Source organism: Pseudomonas sp. GM48, from assembly GCF_000282335.1.
In the GTDB taxonomy this organism is placed as follows: Bacteria; Pseudomonadota; Gammaproteobacteria; order Pseudomonadales; family Pseudomonadaceae; genus Aquipseudomonas.
The window spans coordinates 1-20,922 of record NZ_AKJM01000100.1; the positions used below are offsets into that span (position 1 = coordinate 1).

The window sequence follows — 20,922 nt, forward strand, 5'->3', positions numbered from 1 at the left end:
CCCCCTTTGTAGCAGCTGCCGAGCCCGCGAGGCTGCGTTCGGCTGCGAAGCAGTCGTGAGTCCAGCTGACGCGCCTGCCTGACGTACCGCGATTACTGATTTTGCGACTGCTTCGCAGCCGAACGCAGCCTCGCGGGCTCGGCAGCTGCTACAAAGGGTGTCGTGGCTGAAATTGCTTCATTGGGCAGTTGGGGTGTTGAACCCAAGCGTTTAGCGGGCAACTGGTCGGCGAAAATCGATTTCACGCCAAACCAACCAATCATCTGGTTGTGCCTTGCTTGCCTCCGCTCTATCAGCGACCATAGGCGTCATATAGGGGTAGGGGGTATACGTATGTCGCACATTCACGAACACAAAGATGACTTGATCAAGCGGGTGAGGCGGATTGCCGGCCAGGTGGAGGCTGTGGAGCGAGCGCTTGAATCCGATGCCGATTGTGCCAAGACCCTGCATCTGGTGGCCGCTATCCGGGGCGCGGTCAATGGCCTGCTGGATCAGTTCATCGACGCCCACGCCCGCGAGCATGTGGCGCATCCAGATCTCAGCGACGAAGAACGCGCCCAGGGCGTGGAAGACTTGTTGCTGGCCATCCGTCGTTATGCCAAATAGAGGCCCGAATCCTATGGCACTGATACCGCAGGCTTCGCGTTTTTCTCACGACCATGTATTTCTCGGCGCTTCCCATGATGAAAACGCCCGTCGCACCTTATGGGTGGTGGCGCTGACGTTTGTGATGATGATTGGCGAAATTGCCGCCGGTTACATCACCGGTTCCATGGCGTTGCTGGCCGATGGTTTTCACATGGCCACCCATGCCGGGGCCTTGGGCATCGCTGCGGCGGCCTATGGATTCGCACGGCGCAATGCCAACAACGCGCGTTACAGCTTCGGCACCGGCAAGGTCGGGGATCTCGCCGGTTTTGCCTCGGCCATGGTGCTGGGGCTGGTAGCGATCGGCATAGCCGGGGAATCGGTTTTTCGCCTGTTTCAGCCAACCACAGTGGCATTCACCGAAGCGACAGTGATTGCGGTGGTGGGGCTGGCGGTGAACATTGCCAGTGCCTTTTTGCTGGCGGGCGACCATGGTCATCATGGCCACGATCATGACCACTGCCATGACCACTGCCATGACCACGGCCATCATCACCATCACGACAACAACCTGCGCTCGGCCTATGTCCATGTGTTGGCCGACGCCTTGACTTCGGTGCTGGCGATTGCCGCGTTGCTGGCAGGGCGCTATCTGGGATGGGTGTGGCTGGACCCGGTGATGGGCATCGTCGGCGCCATCGTGATCGCGAAATGGGCTGTTGGATTGATGCGTGACAGCGCCGCGGTGTTGCTCGATGTCACGGATACACACGTCGCCGACGAGATTCGTGAACTGCTCGAGTCGTCGGACGATGTGCGCATCAGCGATCTGCATGTCTGGCAGGTCGGCCCCCAGGCGCGGGCCGCGATTGTCAGCGTTGTGGCGGCGGCCAATGTCAGCGCCGACACCATTCGCGAACGCCTGGCGCCGGTTCATGAGTTGTCTCACCTGACCGTCGAATACCGCACTGCTTGAGCGGCATTCACGACTGAACCTTCGGTCAATCACTGAACAGTGGAATCCGTCCATTCGTGGAGGGGCGGTATTCCCGTTTCAGTTGGTCCAGTGCCGGCTCCATTGCCAGGAGCTGCTTGAGCGTCGCGCCAGCAATGCTCAACGCCAGCAATTGTCCTGGACATTGATGGCGCCCCGCACCGAAGGTGAAGCTGCGCCGGTTCGGGCGGTCGAGCAGGAAGGTGTCGGGGTTGTCGTTGAGCTGCGGGTCGCGATTGGCCGAGGCCAGCAGCACCAGGATCACGTCTCCGGCATTTAGCCTCACTCCGTCAATCTCGCAAGGGGCGGCGACGAAGCGGCGGGTGTTTTGTACTGGCGGGTCGAAGCGCTGCGCTTCGGCCAGCAGATCTTCGATAGGGGTTGATTCGCTGTGCAGCGACGGGTGTTGAATCAATGCCAGCACGGCATTGCCGATCAGACCGGCAGTGGCCTCGAAAGTCTGGGAAAACAGGCCGATCAGGTTGGCGATCAGCGTTTGCGGTGCACCGGACGCGAAGCGCTGGCGGATGCCTGCAAGCAGAAGGCTGTGGTTGTCCGAATCGGCCAAAAGCTCGACACAGTAACCGCTCAATTGTTCGGCGGCGGCATGGGCCGCAGTCAGTTGCGCCGGACGACTCAGGGGCGACAGGCAGGCCACGAAATCTGCCGTCAGCTCGCTGATGGCGCGACCCTGAGCCGGGGTGAAACCCAACAACGCCGCCACCACGCACACCGGCCCACGAAACATGGCGTTGTACAGGCCAGCGGCATCCGCCGTCATCAATCGGGCGCTGACCAGGGCTTCGACTTCCTGCGCATCGATCAACTCCAGCCCCGGCGCAATCGCCGCCCGTGGACAACGCTGGCGCTCACCATCATTCATGCGCATCAGTTGACCGAACACCTGGCCGGCCATGCCCTCGGCAATCGCCTTGGGGACTGGCTCCTGCGCGGGGCGAACGTGGCAATCGGGATGCGCCAGCACGGCGGCCACCGCCTGGGCGCTGCTGGCCACCCACATGTTCAGCCCGGGATGGAAAACCAGCCCACCCTGGGCACGCAGTTGTGCGTAGTAGGGATAGGGATCGGCATGGGTCGCAGCGATGATCGGGTCCATGGGTCACAGCCTTTTGTTGTTGGAAAGTGTTGCTACTATCTCCAGTCCGAAAGAGCGTTGATTCGTCCGGGAGCGAAATATGAGCGCAGAACAACACGACATCGGTGTCTCGCAAGTGGCGGCAGCCATCGCGGAGCCTGCACGGACGAAAATCCTTTGCTCACTGATGGACGGTCACGCTCGCACCAGCACCGAACTGGCGGCTGTGGCCGAAGTCAGCGCGTCGACCGCCAGTGCCCATCTGGCCAAACTCAAGGAGCTGGCGTTGATACGGTTGCACGTTCAGGGACGTCACCGCTATTACAGCCTGGCGGACAAACGCGTGGCCCAGGCCCTGGAAGCACTGATGGTGATCGGCCAGAACAGCGCGCCGAGCTTCCAGTCGCGTACCCCGGATCGCCTGCAATTTGCCCGCACCTGCTACGACCACATGGCGGGAACCCTGGCCGTGCTGTTGCATGACCGGATGCTCGAAGCGGGCTGGCTTGGGGAAACCGATGAACAGGCCTATCGCTTGAGCGACAGTGGTTCGGCAATGTTTCAAGGGCTTGGGATCGAGGTGCAGGACTTGAGCACCTTGCGCCGCCGCTTTGCCTGCCCGTGCCTGGACTGGAGCATGCGTCGGCCGCACTTGGGTGGATCGCTAGGGGCGGCGTTGTTGCAAACGGCGCTCAAGCGCAAGTGGGTGACGCAGGATCTGGACAGTCGCGCGTTGGCGTTGACAGCGTTGGGGCGCAAGGAAATAGCGGGGCGGTTCGGGGTTGAGTTGCCGCTGCTGGTTGAAGGCAACGGCAAAAGATCACCAATTGCGGCAGCTCCAACCACGCCGGGTGTATCCGTTAACGATCAATAGCATTATTCCGATTGTTTCTGTGGTGACTGACATACTGCCTTCGCGAGCAAGCCCGCTCCCACAGGGACTTTCAGTGTGCATAAGATCTGCGAACGACACAAAACCAGTGTGGGAGCGGGCTTGCTCGCGAAAGCGGTGTGTCAGGCAATGATGATGTCGAATCTGACGCCCCCTTCGCGGGCAAGCCCACTCCCACAGGGGGCCTGGTGTTATCAAGGGTGGGTTCCAGACAAAAAAGCCCCCCATAGGGTGACCGATGGGGGGCTTTTGTGTATCTGGCGTCAGGTCAGACTTTGACGATCCAGCCTGCTGGCGCTTCGATGTCGCCGGTTTGCACGCCGGTCAGCTCTTTGTAGAGCTTCTGGGTGATCGGGCCGACTTCGGTTTCGCTATGGAACACGTGCAGGTGGTCGTTGTAGTTGATGCCGCCAATCGGCGTGATCACCGCCGCAGTACCGCAAGCACCGGCTTCCTTGAAGTCGGCGAGCTTGTCGATGAACACGTCGCCTTCGACCACGTCCAGACCCAGGCGGGACCTGGCCAGTTCGATCAGCGACAGACGGGTGATGCCCGGCAGTACCGATGGTGAGTTCGGGGTCACGAACTTGTTGTCGTGGGTGATCCCGAAGAAGTTGGCCGAACCGACTTCCTCGATCTTGGTATGGGTCAGCGGATCCAGGTAGATGCAGTCGGCGAAATGCGCCTTCTTGGCCTGGGAGCCCGGCATCAGGCTGGCGGCGTAGTTGCCACCGACCTTGGCGGCACCGGTGCCTTGTGGCGCGGCGCGGTCGTAGCTGGAGATCAGGAAATTGTGCGGGGTCAGGCCGCCCTTGAAGTAGGCACCAACCGGGATGCAGAAGATCGAGAAAATGAACTCGGGAGCGGTACGCACGCCGATGTTGTCACCCACGCCGATCACGAACGGGCGCAGGTACAGCGCGCCGCCAGTACCGTACGGCGGAATGAAACGCTCGTTGGCGCGGACCACTTCTTTACAGGCTTCGATGAATTGCTCGGTTTCGACGAACGGCATCAGCAGGCGGGCGCAGCTGCGCTGCATGCGCAGGGCGTTCTGGTCCGGACGGAACAGGTTGATCGAGCCGTCCTTGCAGCGATAGGCCTTCATGCCTTCGAAGCATTGCTGGCCATAGTGAAGGGCAGTGGAGCCTTCGCTGATGTGCAGCACGTTATCTTCGGTCAGGGTGCCTTTGTCCCACTCGCCATTGCGCCAGTACGACAGATAGCGCTTGTCGGTCTTGATGTAGTCAAAACCCAGCTTGTCCCAATTAATGCTTTCGTTACCCATGACACCCTCTATCACTTAACAACCGCCGAAACGGTTCAAGGCTTCTGACGTTTTTTGGATGGGGACAACAATACTTCATTCTTGGGCTAAATCGCAGCCCAGACTATCGGGTGATCGGCAGATAATTCGCATTGACCTTGAGAATTCGCGAGCAAGCCCGCTCCCACATTTGGAATGCATTCCCTTGTGGGAGCGGGCTTGCTCGCGAAGAGGCCATTACAGCCACCATTAATCGCCCTGACTCACAGATGCAACGCATGCCCCAGCGCACGCAACGCTGCTTCCTGCACCGCCTCACCCAGCGTCGGATGCGCATGGATGGTGCCGCCGATGTCCTCCAGCCGCGCGCCCATTTCCAGGCTTTGCGCAAACGCCGTGGACAATTCCGATACACCGACGCCCACCGCCTGCCAGCCGACAATCACATGATTGTCGCGACGGGCGACCACGCGCACGAAGCCGCTTTTCGACTCCAGTGTCATGGCCCGGCCATTGGCGGCGAACGGGAAGCTCGACACGATACAGTCCAGGCCCGCAGCCTTGGCCTCGTCCGGGGTCTTGCCGACCACCACCAGTTCCGGGTCGGTGAAGCACACGGCGGCGATGGCGGTCGGGTTGAACTCGCGGGTTTTACCGCTGATCAGTTCGGCAACCATCTCGCCCTGGGCCATGGCTCGGTGCGCGAGCATCGGTTCGCCGCTCAGGTCGCCGATGGCATACACGTTGCGCATGCTGGTCTGGCAACGGTTGTCGATCTTGATCGACGAACCGTTCATGTCCAGGTTCAGCGCTTCGAGGTTCCAGCCTTGGGTGTTCGGCTTGCGACCGACGGCCACCAGCACTTGATCGGTTTCCAGGTCAAGAATCGCGCCGTTCGGATCCAGAACTTGCAAGGTGTTTTGTTGTGAATCAAAGCCTTGCACGCTGTGTTTCAAGTAAAGCTTCACGCCGAGTTTTTTCAACTCGTCGTGCACAGGCTGGGTCAGTTCGGCGTCGTAGGCCGGCAGGATGCGTTCCTGCGCTTCCACCACGCTGACCTCGGCGCCGAGCTTGCGATAGGCAATGCCCAGCTCCAGACCGATGTAGCCGCCACCGACCACGATCAAGCGCTTCGGTACCGAAGTCGGCGCCAGGGCTTCGGTGGATGAAATGATCGGCCCGCCAATCGGCAGCATCGGCAGGTTCACGCTCTTGGAGCCGGTGGCCAGCACCAGGTGTTCGCACTGGATGCGCGTATCGCCGACCTCCACGGTTTTGCCGTCGATGACCTTGGCCCAGCCTTGCACGACCTGGACCTTGTTCTTTTTCAGCAGCGCCGCGACGCCGGTGGTCAGGCGATCGACGATACCGTCCTTCCATTCCACGCTCTTGCCGATGTCCAGGGTTGGCGCCGAAACGCTAATGCCCAGGGCCGAATGCTGATTGTGGTGTTGCGTCTGGTGGAATTGCTCGGCGACATGGATCAGTGCCTTGGACGGAATGCAGCCAATGTTCAGGCAGGTACCGCCCAGGGATTGGCCTTCCACCAGAATGGTCGGGATGCCCAGTTGGCCGGCACGGATCGCCGTTACATAGCCGCCAGGGCCGCCGCCGATGATCAGCAGCGTGGTGTTCAGAGTTTGCATGAATTACTCCACAAACAAGGTAGCGGGTTGTTCGAGCAAGCGACGGACGGCCTGGATGAATAGCGCCGCGTCCATGCCGTCGACCACGCGGTGATCGAAGGAGCTGGAGAGGTTCATCATCTTGCGGATCACGATCTGGCCTTTGATCACCATTGGCCGTTCGACGATCTTGTTGACGCCGACAATCGCCACTTCCGGCAGGTTCAGCACCGGCGTGCTGACGATGCCGCCCAAGGCGCCGAGGCTGGTCAGGGTGATGCTTGACCCGGACAGTTCATCGCGGCTGGCCTTGCCGTTGCGTGCAGCGGTGGCCAAACGGGAAATTTCCGCCGCGCTGTCCCACAGGCTGCGGGCTTCGGCGTGACGTACCACCGGCACCATCAGGCCAATATCGGCTTGCGTGGCAATACCGACATGCACGGCGCCGAGGCGGGTGATGACCTGTGCCTCATCGTCATAACGGGCGTTGATCTGCGGGAAGTCACGCAGGGCGACAACCAGCGCACGGACCAGGAATGGCAACAACGTCAGCTTGCCGCGGGTCGCACCGTGTTTTTCGTTGAGGTGCGCGCGCAGTTCTTCCACAGCAGTGACGTCGATTTCTTCGACATAGCTGAAGTGGGCGGCGCGCTGGGTGGCGTCCTGCATGCGCTGGGCAATCTTGCGGCGCATGCCGATCACCGGAATCTGCTGTTCATCAGTGCGCTGAGCGTAAGCGGCTGCGACTGGCGCCGAAGCATTCGCCTGACCCTGGGCCAGATAGGCCTCGAGATCTTCATGCAGTACGCGGCCGGCTGGGCCGCTGCCACGCACCAGACGCAATTGAATGCCGAGGTCCAGTGCATGCTTGCGCACGGCCGGGGAGGCCAGCGGGCGTTCATCGGCTTCGCGGGCCACCATCGGGCCTTGGCACACGGCAGCCGGACGCGGAGCAGCGACCGGTTTGCTTTCAACCACGGCTTCAACTTTGGGTGCGGCCACCGGGGCTTCTTTGACGGGAGCCGGTTGCGCCGATTCCTTAACGTTGCCCGCGCCTTCGACTTCGATGCTGATCAGCACGCTGCCGACTGCCATGACTTCGCCCGGCTGACCGCCAAGAGCGATCACCTTGCCATGCACTGGCGACGGTATATCCACCATCGCTTTATCTGTCATGACATCGGCCAGCACTTGATCCTCGACGACCATGTCGCCGACCTTGACGTGCCATACCGACAATTCAACTTCTGCAATGCCTTCGCCAATGTCCGGCATTTTAATAACGTGCGTGCCCATTCAGACCTCCATGACCCGTTTCAACGCCGCGCCCACTCGGGACGGGCCTGGGAAATACGCCCACTCTTGCGCGTGCGGGTAAGGGGTATCCCAACCGGTGACGCGTTCGATCGGCGCTTCCAGGTAGTGGAAGCAGTGCTCCTGCACCAGCGCCGTCAGTTCGGCGCCGAAGCCGCAAGTGCGGGTGGCTTCATGAACGATCACGCAACGCCCGGTTTTCTTCACCGATTTGGTGATGGTTTCCAGGTCCAGTGGCCACAGACTGCGCAGGTCAATGACTTCGGCATCCACGCCGCTTTCTTCAGCCGCGACTTGCGACACGTATACGGTAGTGCCGTAGGTCAGCACGGTGACGTCCTTGCCCGGACGGGCGATCGCGGCAACGTCCAGCGGTACGGTGTAGTAACCGTCCGGAACCTGTGCGGCGGGGTGTTTCGACCAAGGGGTTACCGGGCGTTCGTGGTGGCCGTCGAAAGGGCCGTTGTACAAGCGTTTTGGCTCCAGGAAGATCACCGGGTCATCATTTTCGATGGAGGCGATCAGCAGGCCTTTGGCGTCGTAGGGGTTGGACGGCATAACAGTGCGCAGACCGCATACCTGAGTGAAAAGTGCCTCGATGCTCTGGCTGTGGGTCTGGCCGCCGTAGATGCCGCCGCCGCAGGGCATGCGCAGGGTCATCGGCGCGGTGAATTCGCCAGCCGAGCGATAACGCAGGCGCGCGGCTTCGGAAATGATCTGATCGTAGGCCGGGTAGACGTAGTCGGCGAACTGGATCTCCACCACCGGGCGCAGACCGTAGGCACCCATGCCCACGGCAGTGCCGACGATACCGCTTTCAGAGATCGGCGCGTCGAACACACGGGAGGTGCCGTACTTGGCTTGCAGGCCTTCGGTGCAGCGGAACACGCCGCCGAAGTAGCCCACGTCCTGGCCGAACACCACGACGTTGTCGTCGCGTTCAAGCATCACATCCATGGCCGAGCGCAGGGCCTGGATCATGGTCATGGTGGTCGTGGTCATGGCGGTTTCCAGCTCGATATTGTTGTTGTGATCGTTCATGTCAGATCCCCAACTCTTGACGCTGGCGCTTCAAGTGCTCCGGCATCTCTTTGTAGACGTCTTCGAACATGGTCGCGGCGCTCGGAATCTGGCCGCCGGCGAGGGTGCCGTACTGTTCGGCTTCTTTCTGTGCGGCGATCACTTCGGCTTCCAGTTCGGCGCTGACCGTGGCGTGTTCCTCTTCGGACCACTGGCCGATCTTGATCAGGTGCTGCTTGAGGCGCGCAATCGGATCGCCCAACGGGAAGTGGCTCCAGTCATCGGCCGGGCGGTATTTCGACGGATCATCCGAGGTTGAGTGCGGACCGGCGCGGTAGGTGACCCATTCGATCATGGTCGGGCCGAGGCCGCGGCGGGCGCGTTCGGCGGCCCAGGCAGAGGCGGCGTAGACCGCGTAGAAATCGTTGCCATCGACCCGCAGGGAGGCAATGCCGCAACCGACGCCACGACCGGCGAAGGTGGTGGCTTCACCACCGGCAATCGCCTGGAAGGTGGAGATCGCCCACTGGTTGTTGACCACGTTGAGGATCACCGGCGCGCGGTACACGTGGGCGAACGTCAGGGCGGTGTGGAAGTCCGACTCAGCGGTGGCACCGTCGCCGATCCACGCCGAGGCGATTTTGGTGTCGCCCTTGATTGCCGAGGCCATGCCCCAGCCCACGCCCTGGATGAACTGGGTGGCGAGGTTGCCGGAAATGGTGAAGAAACCGGCGTCCTTGACCGAGTACATGATTGGCAGCTGACGGCCCTTGAGCGGATCGCGCTCGTTGGACAGCAACTGGCAGATCAGGTCGACCAGCGGTACGTCGCGGGCCATCAGGATGCTTTGCTGGCGGTAGGTCGGGAAGCACATGTCGTCGATGTTCAAGGCCAGGGCCTGGGCGCTGCCAATGGCTTCTTCGCCGAGGCTCTGCATGTAGAACGACATTTTTTTCTGACGCTGGGCGACCACCATGCGGTTGTCGTAGATGCGGGTCTTGAGCATGGCACGCATGCCCTTGCGCAGGATCTCCACCGGCACGTTTTCAGCCCAGGGGCCGAGGGCATTGCCTTGGTCGTCGAGCACGCGGATCAGGCCACGGGCCAGATCAGCCGTGTCGGCGGGTTCAACGTCGATGGGAGGTTTGCGCACCGTGCCGGCATCGGTCAGGTGCAGGTAGGAAAAGTCGGTTTTGCACCCTGGGCGGCCCGAGGGTTCGGGGACGTGCAGGCGCAGCGGTTCGTACGCTTGGGTCATGGCTTCTACGCTCGATCTTGTGAATTTCTTGTAGTGAGCTGACAGATTTCATTCGGTAAATGAAATCTTGTCCTACAACAATCATAGGCCCGCCCAAGAAGAATATTTCTCTCTGTTTCGTTGCGCTAAAGATCATTTGCAGATAAAAAATCTGCATAAACATAAAAAACTGGTGGTTTTGTCTCATGCGCAAACTGGACCGTACTGACATCGGCATTCTCAACAGCCTTCAGGAGAATGCACGCATCACTAACGCCGACCTGGCGCGCTCGGTGAACCTGTCGCCGACGCCGTGTTTCAACCGGGTCAAGGCCATGGAAGAATTGGGGGTGATTCGCGAGCAAGTGACGCTGCTGGACGCCGACCTGCTGGGGCTGCATGTGAACGTGTTCATTCACGTCAGCCTGGAAAAACAGGTGGAGGAGGCGTTGCAGCATTTCGAAGAGGCGATTTCCGATCGCCCCGAGGTGATGGAGTGCTACCTGATGGCCGGCGATCCGGACTACCTGATCCGGGTGCTGGTGCCGACCATCCAGTCGCTGGAGCGTTTCATGATGGACTTTCTGACCAAGGTGCCGGGGGTGGCGAACATTCGTTCGAGCTTTGCGTTGAAGCAGGTCAGGTATAAGACGGCATTGCCGTTGCCGGCGAATGGATTGACATTGGGGAGTTGAGAGGAGGCAGCCGATAGGCGAATCCTGGAAATGACAAGTCTCGCACGCCATACACTGTAAGCAACAAAGTGTATGGCGTGGAGTCTTGGACTATTCAGCGGTGACAGTGATGGCGACCCGATCTTTTTCGGTTTCACCTATATCGCTGTAGACGGCAGAAAGTTTGAATGTGTACTCATTGCCTTTTTGGGCAAGTATTGTATGGCGGTAAATATTCAGCCCATAGCCAACCGAAAAAATCCCCTGAGATATTTTGTAACCTGTGAGGTTCTCAGCTTCACTGGGCGCATCCCAGCCGAGGGTGAGTACTGGTGCCTTGTTTGTGATAACACGCAGATTTTTTGGCAGTTTTTGTAGGTGCGCATCCGCCGTTTTGAAGTCGATACTCGCCGGTTCTGAGGTCCCGGACGCGTAAACGGCACTCACTTTTATGGTCTGCGTGGTATCCGGCGTCAACCCGGTGATCTGATAGCCGTAGGCAGGATCTGAAACGTCGACTGGCGTATTCGAGTTGATCTGTAACTTATATCCCGACGCCTCGCTGATTTTGGTCCATTTCACTTTGGCCGACGTACTGCTTATATCCTGCACATGCAGATCGCTCGGTGGTTCGATTGCTGTAGGTTCAAGGATGTACTGGGCGAACTCTGAAAACAGCCCGGACTTATCTGTCGCCCGAACTTTAATTACATTGGGAATGGTTCGATCAAGTGTCAGGAAGGTAAATATCCATAGATTGCTGGGCTGGTAGGCGATGAGTTTGTCGTTGTTCCAGACCTCATAGCGTGCGATGCCAAAAGTATCGTGGGAGGGTTGCCATCTTGCGGTTGCCATTCCGTTGACCGCCGTAGGGGTGACTTCCAGCTCCGTAGGGGGCGTCGGTGGTGTTGCATCCAATGTAGTAAAGGTGATCGTGCTTGGCGCCGAGATATTTGCGGCAGCATCCAGCGCCCTGATCTCTGCTGTGTACTGCACACCGTCGGCCAACCCCCTAAAGATGTGCTGGGTACTTGTGACAGTGACCGGCGAAGCGCCATTGAGGGAGACCCTGTAACCCACGACACCGATGTTGTCGGAAGCTGCCGTCCAATTCAGCGTCGCAGAAGTTCCAGTGATGGTTGAGATGACCGGGTTCAGTGGTTTGCCGGGCGGTGTGGTATCCGGCAAGAACTCGACCCGGATGGACGATACTTTCCCTTCCAGTTGCTGGGTACCGCCGCTGCGGGTGACTTTAACGTCGGCGTTTTCATAACTGCTCTCCAGATTTCCCACTTGTATAGGCCAGGTAATGCTGCGTTTGGTCTCAATGGTCAAGCAACCTTGCTTGCAAGAGTTGGAATCATACTGGCCGTACAATGTGATTTTGGTGCCTGCTTTGGCCGACAACAGCGTTGCAGACTTGGCCTCGTCATTGTCGCAATCACCGCCGAAATTAAAGGCGGTAGCGGAAGTGAGCCCAACCGTACACACAATGTTTTCACTGCCATTTCTGCCCTCATGCAGGGCAATAGCCGCGTCGGTGAAGTCGCTGGGGTGCTGCTCGATCTTGATGCGTGAGATTTTTCCGTTCAGGCCATTGTTGTGAATGTGGCGGATGCTATACCAGAGATTTGAGTTGCTGGTTTGCTCAAAACTGCCAATGACCAATTTAGCGTTAAGTGGTATATCGAGCGTTACATCAATGATGCTGTAATCATCCTGTTGATTACCGTCGCCATTGTCGTAAACGGTCAAGCGGGTGCCTTTGGCAATGCCACGAAGTGCGAGGGATTGGATTTCGTCATTTTCACAGCCTTGAGTGGGTAGCTTTAGTGTCTGGTCCTGGCCTGTTGGCAAGACGCATACCGCATCTCTCGCAGGGTCGGCGTTACTACCTTCGTAAAAATAGAATCCACCTTGGGTGAGCGCTTTGGCGTAAGGAAAGGCGTCACCGACCTGATTGTAGTCAATGGCGATGTAGTTCGGAACATAACGAGCGCCAGCTGTCTGTGCGCAGTACTGCTCTACCCGACGGTCGAGATAGGTCAGGTTGTTGTCTTTGTTTCCCGCATCAAACTCAGCCTTGTCTATTTTATGGAATTGATTCATTAAGAACAGACGTTTCCAGCTTGGGCGGCCGCTGATACTAGCGTCTATTAAAGGGATTCCGGGGTCTGCAGGTATCGTTTGATAGTATCCCGGCCGAGCTGGTATTTCCGGTTTTGCTTCTTCTGCAGGAAGAGGACAGCCGATCGGTGTGCCCGGGGCTGTGCATGGTCGTTCTGGTATTGCGGGTTGTTCAGGCACGAATTCTTGCGGAGGAATCCATTTTTCATGCTCTTTGGTAGGACCGTATCGGGTAACGCAGGACCAGTTATGGAGAAGAACCGAACCCAAGCCGTACATGTTTTGATTCGCGAATCTATTGTCAAGCAGCACATTGAATTTTGTTCCGGATACTCCTGACGGATTATAGCCTTTTGATATTTCATCGGTGTCGCCAAATATGATAATTCTCCGGCCACTATCAATTAGTTGCTGTAGCGTAGGCCACCCATTGGAATTGTCGAAATCACTTATGTTGAATGCCCAGTCTTCTATGCCGGGAATGTTCTTGAAGGCTTCTTTAAGGTTGTTGTAGGGAACGCGTGATTCCAGAAATATGGTTATGACTTCTTTGGGGTGCTGTTTCAGGAAAGGTATAAAAACCTCGTTCATTTTTGCTGAGAATAAAGGGTCGTTCCCTCCCTGGGCAGCTTTATCGCATTTTTCACCATTTGTATGACAGAGATACACGAAGTCGGTTTGGTCGGGATACGGTTTTTTGGCTAAATGAATATCAAGCATAAAGCCGCGAACTCCACGCTCAAGCTGAGCCTTCATGTCATTCAAATAAGCATTATGGGCAGTTACCCACGTATATTCATTGAACGGTTTATCAAAGTTGGTAATGCCGGTCATTGAAGCCGACAACGTCTCGACATGAGTGGGGTCAACTTCACTCGTGCTCTGCGTTGGCGTCGGTGTCGCGGCACTGAGTAATGTCGAGAAGAGAAGACCGGACAGAAAGACATTAAGTTTTCTGAACGGCCGTGAGCGCTGTGTTTTCGAGGGTATGTTCATTTCGCCAGTTCCTTGATTGACCCCGATGGTCAACTGGGGGGATAGGCGCAATCAGATACCCAATGAAAACGTTCATCTACTGTCAGAAATAACAGGCTCGACGAACGACTGCGTGTTTTAAACGAGAATTGTGCGGCGTTGCGCATTTCAAAAATGAGTGAGTTAACGTGGATCGCTTTACATTCGATTGATCGGAATCGATGGCCCTGTAGCAGCTGTCGAGCACCGCGAGGCAGCGTTCGGCGGCGAAGCCGTCATCATCCAGCCAACGCGGTTTACCTGAACGAGCACGGGTGCAGGTTTTGCGACGACTTCGTCGCCGAACGCTGCCTCGCGGTGCTCGACAGCTGCTACGGGGTCAGAATTTGTTCAGGGGGATTTTCAGGTAAGTCACGCCATTGTCCTCGGCCGGCGGCAAATTCCCCGCCCGTACATTCACTTGAATTGCCGGCAGCAACAGCGTCGGCATGCCCAGCCCGGCATCGCGCTTGGTGCGCATTTCAACGAAGGCATTTTCGTCGATGCCATCGCGCACGTGGATGTTGCCTTTGCGCTGTTCACCGACGGTGGTCACGCAGTGCGGTTCGCGGCCCTCGGGCGGGTAGTCGTGGCAGACATACAGGCGCACGCTGGCGGGGAAGGCCAGCAGTTTGTGGATCGAGGCGAACATCTGGTTGGCATTGCCGCCGGGAAAGTCGCAGCGCGCAGTGCCGACGTCGGGCATGAACAGCGTATCGCCCACCAGAATCACATCGCCGTCGATCAGGTACGCCATGTCCGCCGGAGTATGGCCGGGCACGTGCAGTGCGGTGGCCTTGAGGTTGCCGATGCTGAAGGATTCATCCGGGGCGAACAGGTGGTCGAACTGCGAGCCATCGCTGCGAAACTGCGGCTCAAGGTTGAACAGGGCCTTGAACACGTCCTGGACCTTGCAGATTGACTGACCGATAGCGATCTTGCCGCCCAGCTCGCGCCGCAGATAAGGCGCGGCGGACAGATGATCGGCGTGGGCATGGGTTTCTAGCAGCCATTGCACGTGCAATTGGTGTTGGCGCACGAAGGCAATGATCCTGTCGGCCTGGGAGGTGGCCGTGCGGCCGGCAGCGGGATTGTAGTCAAGCACCGCGTCGACAATCGCGCATTGTCCGCCATCGTCTTCGTAGATCACGTAACTGTAGGTCGACGAGGCATCGTCAAAAAAAGCTTCTATCAGGGCAGGCATGGTGGCCAATTCTTTCGGGATAAGCGTTGAGGGTAGATTCATTTTCCCTGCGCTGACCAGTCTCACCTGCATTCAGTTAATGAAAAATCCTGCGCGGGCTCTATCCTGTCATCCATCGATACCGGGCGTTCCCGGAGTTCAGTCGCGGATCACGAGTGTTTTATGTTGCTGGCAAGTCTGTTTGGCGTGGTGATGGGGTTGGTGTTGGGGCTGACCGGTGCGGGTGGCGGAATTCTCGCGGTGCCGGCGCTGGTGTTGGGGTTGGGCTGGAGCATGACTCAGGCCGCTCCGGTGGCGTTGTTTGCGGTGGGCAGTGCGGCGGCGGTCGGCGCCATCGATGGTTTGCGTCATGGCCTGGTGCGTTACCGTGCGGCGTTGTTGATCGCAGCGCTCGGCGCGGTATTTTCGCCGGTGGGTATCTACTTCGCCCATCAGTTGCCGGAAAAAATCCTGATGATCCTGTTCAGTCTGCTGATGGTCATGGTGGCCGGGCGGATGTTGCGCCGCGAGCGCAAGGATGAGGGGCCCAGCGATCACGGCCACGCCAACTGGGGCCAGAAAAACTGCATGCTCGATCAACAGACCGGACGCTTTTCCTGGACCGCCAAATGCACTGCGACCCTCGCGGCCCTCGGTGCGGTGACCGGTGTGGTGTCGGGGTTGCTGGGTGTCGGTGGCGGCTTCCTGATCGTCCCGGCCTTCAAGCAATTGACCGATGTGCAGATGCGCGGAATCGTCGCCACCTCGCTGATGGTGATCTGCCTGATTTCGGCCATCGGCGTGATCGGCGCGCTCCATGCCGGCGTGCGCATCGACAGTGTCGGCGCCACCTTTATTGGCGCCAGCATCGCCGGCATGATCATCGGCCGCAAGCTCTGCGCCCGGGTGCCGGCGCGGGCGTTGCAGGTCGGGTTTGCCAGTGTCTGCCTGGTCGTCGCCGTTTACATGCTGGTGCGTGCCTGAGCCTTGCCGCGCTCGATGGGGATGGGGCTGTCAGCTGGAAATCATCGGCGGCAGGGTGCCCAGCAATGAAACCGCCGCTACCGCGCCAAGTCCCAGCAACCATTCGAGCATCACGCTGGCCCGCAACGTCGCCAGACGCTGCTCGCAATCATTGATGCGCAGTCGATTGAACAACGCCAGGCCCAACATCGCCGCCACCAGCACAGCCTTGATCAACAGGATCAAGGCGAAGCCGGTGAACAGCGGCGTTGGCCAGAATGCCCCGGTGAGCACCCGCACATTGATCAGGCCCGTGATCAGCAACCCAGCGACCAACCCGTAACCGACGCCACTGAAGCGCCGCAACATCACGCGGATCGAATGCCCCGCGGGCTCTCGCAGAATCATCACCAGCAGCATCAAGCCGCCGAGCCAGGCACCCACGCAGATCAAGTGAATGAGTTGATTGAGGATCAGCAGATGTCCTGCGGTGCCATCGAGCATCGCGCCGTGGCCGACCGGGGCCAGCGTGGCCACCAGCAGGCCGCTGAGGATCAGACGCAGCACAAGGCTGGTGCGCAGGGGCGTCAGTAGCAACGCCAGCAACACCATGTTGATCAGCAAATGCCAGCGCCAGACCTGACCGAAAAAGGTACTGCCCAGTACCAGGTTCAGGGTCGGCGGATCGAAGGCTGCGTCCCAGGCCCCGGCCATGCTCGCGGTAATCAGCAGCAACCAGCACACGCCGCTGGCCAGCGCCAGCACGGTCAGCCAACGGGAAGTCCGTGCCAGCCGCTGATCCAGTGCAGTTTCGCCACTCGAAAGCAAAGGCCTGAACACCCAGGCCCCGAACAGCATCAACACCACGATGAAATGCAGGAAGCGGCACAGCACCAAGGCGCTCGTCATGAATTACTGGCCAACCTTGAAGGCGTAGGCACCTTCGCTTTTGTGGGTGTCGACCGACACAGCGTGCCATTCGACTTTGTAGGCACCCGCCGTCAACGGCGCGGCCGGGGTGACGATCAGGGTCTTTTTGTCGCTGCCTTTGGTGGTCAGCGCTTTTACCGCCACCGGTGCGCCATCCTTCGTCAGCGTGACTTTGGTGAAACTGGCCTCGACGCCTTCGGAGAACTCCAGGCGCAACTCCGTTGCCGTGGCGACGGTGCTGTTGGCGGCCGGTGTCTGGCTTTTCAGGTGGGCGTGGGCAAACACCGAAGACGCGGCGAGCAGCGAGCCGAGCAGGGCGGTGATGGTCAGGGTTTTCTTCAGCAGCATCGTGGGCACCTCAGGTCGTTTACAAGTGCGCAGAGTTTAGCTTTACGACAGCGGCTGTACGAAGTTTCGTTTTCCCCTGTCGCCGCGGTCCAGAGCGGATGCTAGTCTTGGTCAACGTTGTTGGGGATCGGCATGGGCAATCACAAGATCGAGATTCGTCGCAGTAACGTCGAAAAAATTCTGCTGGGGGCGGAAAAGGTCTTCGCTGAAAAGGGTTTTGGCAGCACCGCCATGGCCGACATCGCCGCTGAAGTGCAACTGCCGCGTTCCAATCTGCATTACTACTTCAGCACCAAGACCGAACTGTACAGCGCCGTGCTGTTCGACTTGCTGGAAGTCTGGAAGCAGGACGCGCTGTGTTTCGAGATGTTCGATGACCCGCGAGTGGTACTCAGCAGCTACATCCGCGCCAAGATGAACCATTCCCGCAGCCGGCCGTATGGTTCGAAAGTCTGGGCCAACGAAATCATCCATGGTGCACCGACCCTCGGCGCAGCGCTGGACGCGAGCCTGTACGACTGGGCCAAGATGAAGGAAGCGAAAATCCGCCAGTGGGTGGACGACAAACGCATCCTGCCGGTGGAGCCTTCGAGCCTGCTGTATATGATCTGGGCCTCGACCCAGCACTACGCCGACTTCGATCACCAGGTGAATATTCTCAACGACCATCAGCCGCTGTCGGACATGCAGTTCGAGCGAGCGGTGCAGACGGTGACCAGTGTGATTTTGCGGGGGATCGGGTTGGAGCCCTGAGATTTGTTTTGTAGCTGCCGGCCTCTTCGCGAGCAAGCCCGCTCCCACATTGGAATGCATTTCAAATGTGGGAGCGGGCTTGCTCGCGAAGGCGCCAGATCAGGCGCCGCAGATTTCAAGGGCTGACGTGATACGGATTCCTCGGATCATGATTCCAGTCCAGGAACGGCTTGCCAGTCTCCACCGGCACCATCTCGATACAGTCCTGCACCGGGCAGGTGATCTGGCACAGGTTGCAGCCCACGCACTCCTCATCGATCACTTGATACTTGTGAGTCCCGTCCGCTTGCTTGAGGCTGGCCACCGCCTGGTGCGATGTGTCCTCACACGCGATATGGCAACGACCACAACCGATGCACGCCTCCTGATCGATTTTCGCGATCACCTGATAGTTGATGTCCAGGTACTTCCAGTCTGTGGTGTTGCCCACCGCGCGCCCGGAAAATTCCGCGACGCTGGCGTAGCCCTGACTGTCCATCCAGCGTGACAAACCGTCCTTCATGTCTTCGACAATCCGGAAACCATGCAGCATCGCCGCCGTGCACACCTGCACCGCGCCGCTGCCCAGGGCGATGAATTCCGCGGCGTCGCGCCAGTTGCCGATGCCGCCGATGCCGCTGATCGGCAGGCCTTGGGTCTGCGGATCACGGGCGATTTCGGCGACCATGTTCAAGGCAATCGGCTTGACTGCCGAGCCGCAGTAACCGCCGTGGGTGCTCTGGCTGCCGACCATGGGGTTGGCGACCATGCGTTCGAGGTTGACGCTGGTGATCGAGTTGATGGTGTTGATCAACGACACCGCATCGGCACCGCCACGGTGGGCAGCACGGGCGGCGACACGGATGTCGGTGATGTTCGGCGTGAGCTTGACGATCACCGGCAGCGAGCAATAGGTCTTGCACCAGCGGGTGACCTGTTCCACGTATTCCGGCACCTGGCCGACCGCCGCGCCCATGCCGCGTTCCGGCATGCCGTGGGGGCAACCGAAGTTCAGTTCGATGCCGTCGGCGCCGGTGGCTTCAACTAGTGGCAGGATGTGTTTCCAGGATTCTTCGACGCAGGGCACCATCAAGGACACAATCAGCGCACGGTCCGGCCAGTCTTTTTTGACCTGGGTGATTTCCCGCAGGTTGATCTCCAGCGAGCGGTCGGTGATCAGCTCGATGTTGTTAAAACCAAGCACCTCCCTGTTCGCCCCGAAGTGCGCCGAGTAGCGCGACGACACGTTCACCGCCGCCGGGTCTTCCCCCAGGGTTTTCCAGACCACGCCGCCCCAGCCGGCCTCGAAGGCGCGGACCACATTGTAGGCCTTGTCGGTCGGTGGCGCGGAGGCCAGCCAGAATGGATTGGGTGCTTTGATGCCGGCGAAGACAATCGACAGATCGGCCATTTACGCAGCCTCCACGTTGAGCATCAGTTGAGCGTTGATCGCCTCGGCGGCGCGCTTGCCGTGTTGTACCGCTTGCACGGTGAGGTCTTGATCAAGGCTGGTGCAGTCGCCGCCGGCATACACGCCGGGGATGCTGGTGCGCAGCTTTTCATCGACTTCAATGCGCTCCCCGATCCGCTTGAGCTCACGCGCCAGCGGATCGGCGAGGGCGTTGCTGTCGAAGGCCTGACCGATGGCTTTGAAGATCGCGTCGGCGGCCAGTTCGAAGGTTTCGCCGGTGGTTTGCAGGCGACCTTCGACCAGATGGGTGCGGGCGAAACGCATGCCGCGCACACGGCCGTGGTCATCGAGCAGCACTTCTTCGGGCTGCGCCCAGGTCATCAGTCGCACCTGACTGGCCTTGGCGATCTCCTGTTCGTGATGGGTGGCCCCCATGTCTTCGGCACCGCGCCGGTACACCAGATTCACGTCGTGGGCACCGAGGCGGGCCATTTGCACGGCCATGTCGATGGCGGTGTTGCCCGCGCCAAGCACGATGCAATGATCGGCCAATGGCAACTGCGACAAGTCATCGGCCTGGCGCAGTTCGCGGATGTAGTCGGTGGCGGCGAGCAGGCCGGGCGCGTCTTCGTGGGCCAGGCCCAGTTGCTTGCTGGCGTTGAGTCCGAGGCCGAGGAACACCGCATCGAACTGTTGATGCAGCTCGCTGAGGGTCAGGTTTTGCCCGAGTTTCTGCCCGTGGCGGATTTCAATCCCGCCGATCTCCAACAAGAACTCAAGCTCCTTTTGCGCATAGTCATCCACCAGTTTGTATTTGGCGATCCCGTACTCGTTGAGGCCGCCAGCTTTTTCCCTCGCCTCGAAGATCACCACGTCGTGCCCGTGCATGGCACTGCGGTGGGCGCAGGACAAACCGGCCGGGCCCGCGCCGACCACGGCGATGCGTTTGCCGGTGGCGGCAGCACGCTGGAACGGGTGAGTGCTGAAATGTGCGTTGTCCACGGCATAGCGTTGCAACAGGCCGATCATGACCGGTGCGCATTCGTGAGCGTTGTTGCGCACGCAGGCTTGCTGGCAAAGAATTTCCGTCGGGCAAACCCTGGCGCAACTGCCGCCGAGGATGTTGGCCGAGAGGATTTTCTGCGCTGCGCCTTGCACGTTGTCTTGCTGGATGTTGCGGATGAACGAAGGAATGTCGATCTCGCTCGGACACGCATTCACGCAGGGCGCGTCGTAGCAATATAGACAGCGCGAGGCTTCGAGGTGGGCCTGGCGTTCGTTGAGCGGCGGCGCCAGATCGGTGAAATGGCCGGCGAGGGCGGCCGCATTCTCATGGGGATGCGGGAGGTGGTCCAGGGTCTTGATCACGGTGTTGGCCTCACGGTTATTTGAGGTTTTGCCTCTGATGGGCATTGTTTTTTGTTGCCTGTACCGGCCTCTTCGCGAGCAAGCCCGCTCCCACATTTGGAATGCGTTCCCCTGTGGGAGCGGGCTTGCTCGCGCA

18 protein-coding genes are annotated in these 20,922 nt (G+C 59.3%); 6 read left to right on the forward strand and 12 right to left on the reverse strand.

All coding sequences use genetic code 11. The features are described 5' to 3' along the window. The first annotated feature begins 333 nt into the window (after positions 1 to 333). Positions 334 to 609: a metal/formaldehyde-sensitive transcriptional repressor gene (locus PMI28_RS11585; protein ID WP_007988182.1), complete on the forward strand. Its 276-nt coding sequence runs from the start codon at positions 334 to 336 to the stop codon at positions 607 to 609. Between the two features lie 13 nt (positions 610 to 622). Then, the gene (gene dmeF, locus PMI28_RS11580; RefSeq protein ID WP_007988184.1) at positions 623 to 1,567 is read left to right on the forward strand and encodes a CDF family Co(II)/Ni(II) efflux transporter DmeF; all 945 of its coding nucleotides are present in this window, start codon (positions 623 to 625) and stop codon (positions 1,565 to 1,567) included. Positions 1,568 to 1,592: 25 nt separating this feature from the next. Here dmeF and PMI28_RS11575 read toward each other — a convergent pair whose 3' ends face one another. Continuing rightward, complete coding sequence (locus tag PMI28_RS11575) at positions 1,593 to 2,702, reverse strand: cytochrome P450 (protein WP_007988186.1); 1,110 nt, start codon at positions 2,700 to 2,702, stop codon at positions 1,593 to 1,595. A 79-nt stretch (positions 2,703 to 2,781) separates the two neighbouring features. Here PMI28_RS11575 and PMI28_RS11570 point away from each other — a divergent pair, with 79 nt between their 5' ends. Further along, a complete protein-coding gene (locus PMI28_RS11570; RefSeq protein ID WP_007988188.1) occupies positions 2,782 to 3,555 on the forward strand; it encodes an ArsR/SmtB family transcription factor in 774 nt (257 codons plus the stop codon). A gap of 286 nt (positions 3,556 to 3,841) precedes the next feature. Here PMI28_RS11570 and PMI28_RS11565 read toward each other — a convergent pair whose 3' ends face one another. From PMI28_RS11565 to PMI28_RS11545, 5 genes are all read right to left on the reverse strand, one after another. Beyond that, a complete protein-coding gene (locus tag PMI28_RS11565; RefSeq protein ID WP_007988191.1) occupies positions 3,842 to 4,861 on the reverse strand; it encodes a branched-chain amino acid aminotransferase in 1,020 nt (339 codons plus the stop codon). 242 nt (positions 4,862 to 5,103) lie between these two features. Beyond that, positions 5,104 to 6,486 (reverse strand): dihydrolipoyl dehydrogenase, encoded by a 1,383-nt coding sequence (gene lpdA, locus PMI28_RS11560; protein WP_007988193.1) that lies wholly within the window; start codon positions 6,484 to 6,486, stop codon positions 5,104 to 5,106. 3 nt (positions 6,487 to 6,489) lie between these two features. Then, positions 6,490 to 7,761: a dihydrolipoamide acetyltransferase family protein gene (locus PMI28_RS11555; protein ID WP_007988195.1), complete on the reverse strand. Its 1,272-nt coding sequence runs from the start codon at positions 7,759 to 7,761 to the stop codon at positions 6,490 to 6,492. Further along, entirely contained in the window at positions 7,762 to 8,820 is a 1,059-nt protein-coding gene (locus tag PMI28_RS11550; RefSeq protein ID WP_007988197.1) for an alpha-ketoacid dehydrogenase subunit beta, read from the reverse strand. A gap of 1 nt (position 8,821) precedes the next feature. Next, positions 8,822 to 10,057: a 3-methyl-2-oxobutanoate dehydrogenase (2-methylpropanoyl-transferring) subunit alpha gene (locus tag PMI28_RS11545; protein WP_007988199.1), complete on the reverse strand. Its 1,236-nt coding sequence runs from the start codon at positions 10,055 to 10,057 to the stop codon at positions 8,822 to 8,824. Positions 10,058 to 10,242: 185 nt separating this feature from the next. Here PMI28_RS11545 and bkdR point away from each other — a divergent pair, with 185 nt between their 5' ends. Beyond that, positions 10,243 to 10,731 carry a Bkd operon transcriptional regulator BkdR gene (gene bkdR / locus PMI28_RS11540; RefSeq protein WP_007988200.1) on the forward strand — a complete coding sequence of 163 codons (489 nt, stop codon included), beginning with the start codon at positions 10,243 to 10,245 and terminating at the stop codon, positions 10,729 to 10,731. Positions 10,732 to 10,821: 90 nt separating this feature from the next. On the opposite strand, the gene PMI28_RS29110 is transcribed toward bkdR, so the two are convergent. Continuing rightward, a complete protein-coding gene (locus tag PMI28_RS29110; RefSeq protein ID WP_007988203.1) occupies positions 10,822 to 13,833 on the reverse strand; it encodes a fibronectin type III domain-containing protein in 3,012 nt (1,003 codons plus the stop codon). 358 nt (positions 13,834 to 14,191) lie between these two features. Then, positions 14,192 to 15,055: an MBL fold metallo-hydrolase gene (locus PMI28_RS11535; RefSeq protein WP_033063428.1), complete on the reverse strand. Its 864-nt coding sequence runs from the start codon at positions 15,053 to 15,055 to the stop codon at positions 14,192 to 14,194. A 162-nt stretch (positions 15,056 to 15,217) separates the two neighbouring features. On the opposite strand from PMI28_RS11535, the gene PMI28_RS11530 reads away from it, so the two are divergent. Continuing rightward, on the forward strand, positions 15,218 to 16,018 hold the full coding sequence (locus PMI28_RS11530; RefSeq protein WP_007988208.1) for a sulfite exporter TauE/SafE family protein: 801 nt from the start codon (positions 15,218 to 15,220) through the stop codon (positions 16,016 to 16,018). Between the two features lie 30 nt (positions 16,019 to 16,048). Here PMI28_RS11530 and copD read toward each other — a convergent pair whose 3' ends face one another. Then, entirely contained in the window at positions 16,049 to 16,906 is an 858-nt protein-coding gene (gene copD, locus PMI28_RS11525) for a copper homeostasis membrane protein CopD (protein ID WP_007988210.1), read from the reverse strand. Between the two features lie 3 nt (positions 16,907 to 16,909). After that, the gene (gene copC, locus PMI28_RS11520; RefSeq protein WP_007988211.1) at positions 16,910 to 17,275 is read right to left on the reverse strand and encodes a copper homeostasis periplasmic binding protein CopC; all 366 of its coding nucleotides are present in this window, start codon (positions 17,273 to 17,275) and stop codon (positions 16,910 to 16,912) included. 132 nt (positions 17,276 to 17,407) lie between these two features. Here copC and PMI28_RS11515 point away from each other — a divergent pair, with 132 nt between their 5' ends. Next, positions 17,408 to 18,028, forward strand: coding sequence for a TetR/AcrR family transcriptional regulator (locus PMI28_RS11515; protein WP_007988213.1), 621 nt, complete (start codon positions 17,408 to 17,410; stop codon positions 18,026 to 18,028). A 115-nt stretch (positions 18,029 to 18,143) separates the two neighbouring features. Here PMI28_RS11515 and preA read toward each other — a convergent pair whose 3' ends face one another. Both preA and PMI28_RS11505 read right to left on the reverse strand, forming a co-directional pair. After that, positions 18,144 to 19,418 (reverse strand): NAD-dependent dihydropyrimidine dehydrogenase subunit PreA, encoded by a 1,275-nt coding sequence (preA, locus tag PMI28_RS11510; protein WP_007988216.1) that lies wholly within the window; start codon positions 19,416 to 19,418, stop codon positions 18,144 to 18,146. Next, positions 19,419 to 20,786, reverse strand: a complete 1,368-nt coding sequence (locus PMI28_RS11505; protein ID WP_033063430.1) for an NAD(P)-dependent oxidoreductase — start codon at positions 20,784 to 20,786, stop codon at positions 19,419 to 19,421. Positions 20,787 to 20,922: the final 136 nt, after the last annotated feature.

Bases quoted from the DNA above. Each gene is read 5' to 3' on its own strand.
- PMI28_RS11585 (WP_007988182.1), top strand. From the start codon at position 334: ATGTCGCACATTCACGAACACAAAGATGACTTGATCAAGCGGGTGAGG.
- dmeF (WP_007988184.1), top strand. From the start codon at position 623: ATGGCACTGATACCGCAGGCTTCGCGTTTTTCTCACGACCATGTATTT.
- PMI28_RS11575 (WP_007988186.1), bottom strand. From the start codon at position 2,702: ATGGACCCGATCATCGCTGCGACCCATGCCGATCCCTATCCCTACTAC.
- PMI28_RS11570 (WP_007988188.1), top strand. From the start codon at position 2,782: ATGAGCGCAGAACAACACGACATCGGTGTCTCGCAAGTGGCGGCAGCC.
- PMI28_RS11565 (WP_007988191.1), bottom strand. From the start codon at position 4,861: ATGGGTAACGAAAGCATTAATTGGGACAAGCTGGGTTTTGACTACATC.
- lpdA (WP_007988193.1), bottom strand. From the start codon at position 6,486: ATGCAAACTCTGAACACCACGCTGCTGATCATCGGCGGCGGCCCTGGC.
- PMI28_RS11555 (WP_007988195.1), bottom strand. From the start codon at position 7,761: ATGGGCACGCACGTTATTAAAATGCCGGACATTGGCGAAGGCATTGCA.
- PMI28_RS11550 (WP_007988197.1), bottom strand. From the start codon at position 8,820: ATGAACGATCACAACAACAATATCGAGCTGGAAACCGCCATGACCACG.
- PMI28_RS11545 (WP_007988199.1), bottom strand. From the start codon at position 10,057: ATGACCCAAGCGTACGAACCGCTGCGCCTGCACGTCCCCGAACCCTCG.
- bkdR (WP_007988200.1), top strand. From the start codon at position 10,243: ATGCGCAAACTGGACCGTACTGACATCGGCATTCTCAACAGCCTTCAG.
- PMI28_RS29110 (WP_007988203.1), bottom strand. From the start codon at position 13,833: ATGAACATACCCTCGAAAACACAGCGCTCACGGCCGTTCAGAAAACTT.
- PMI28_RS11535 (WP_033063428.1), bottom strand. From the start codon at position 15,055: ATGCCTGCCCTGATAGAAGCTTTTTTTGACGATGCCTCGTCGACCTAC.
- PMI28_RS11530 (WP_007988208.1), top strand. From the start codon at position 15,218: ATGTTGCTGGCAAGTCTGTTTGGCGTGGTGATGGGGTTGGTGTTGGGG.
- copD (WP_007988210.1), bottom strand. From the start codon at position 16,906: ATGACGAGCGCCTTGGTGCTGTGCCGCTTCCTGCATTTCATCGTGGTG.
- copC (WP_007988211.1), bottom strand. From the start codon at position 17,275: ATGCTGCTGAAGAAAACCCTGACCATCACCGCCCTGCTCGGCTCGCTG.
- PMI28_RS11515 (WP_007988213.1), top strand. From the start codon at position 17,408: ATGGGCAATCACAAGATCGAGATTCGTCGCAGTAACGTCGAAAAAATT.
- preA (WP_007988216.1), bottom strand. From the start codon at position 19,418: ATGGCCGATCTGTCGATTGTCTTCGCCGGCATCAAAGCACCCAATCCA.